This window comes from Psychrobacter sp. 1Y4, assembly GCF_051847555.1.
Genome location: NZ_JBPYDE010000857.1, coordinates 1 through 590, shown reverse-complemented (window position 1 = coordinate 590; position 590 = coordinate 1). Strand labels below are relative to the sequence as shown.

1 pseudogene is annotated in these 590 nt (G+C 46.9%); it reads left to right on the top strand.

Annotated elements, in window-relative coordinates:
* Positions 1-29: 29 nt before the first annotated feature.
* Positions 30-590 (top strand): annotated as a pseudogene (locus ACS8FC_RS19255) (Na+/H+ antiporter NhaC family protein); the annotation flags it as partial.

The following is a 590-nucleotide window of genomic DNA, read 5'->3' as shown; positions in this document are numbered from 1 at the left end:
TGATGGCAGGCTGTGTCGCGGGCCTTGTGATGCTTAACCCCTTTGATCTGGTCTCCCCTTTTGCAGAAAATATGTCAATGGTATTGGGCAATGAAACCATTATTTGGATTGTTCTTGTCTGTGGTCTGATGGGTGGACTCATCCAATTGCTTGAGATTAGTGGTTGCCTAGATGGTTTTAGCGAATGGCTACAAAAAATCATTAAATCGCGCCGCCAGTCATTGCTCGCAACGTTCGCCTTAGGTATCGTGGTCTTTATTGATGATTATTTAAACTGCCTTGCTGTCTCCACTTCTGTCAAAAAACTTACTGATGTGTATGGTGTCTCTCGCGAAAAACTCGCCTATATCGTCGACTCCACCGCAGCGCCGATGTGTGTAATCGTGCCTATCTCTACATGGGCGGTGTATTTTGCAGGTCTGTTAGAAGAAAACGGTGTGGCCGCAGATGGTGCTGGTCTTGGCCTTTATATCAGCGCCATTCCTTACATGGCGTATGCGTGGTTCGCTCTCCTAATCGTATTTTTGGTCGCGTACGGCATATTAGGTGACTGGGGACCGATGAAAAAAGCCGAGAAACGTGCCAAATCA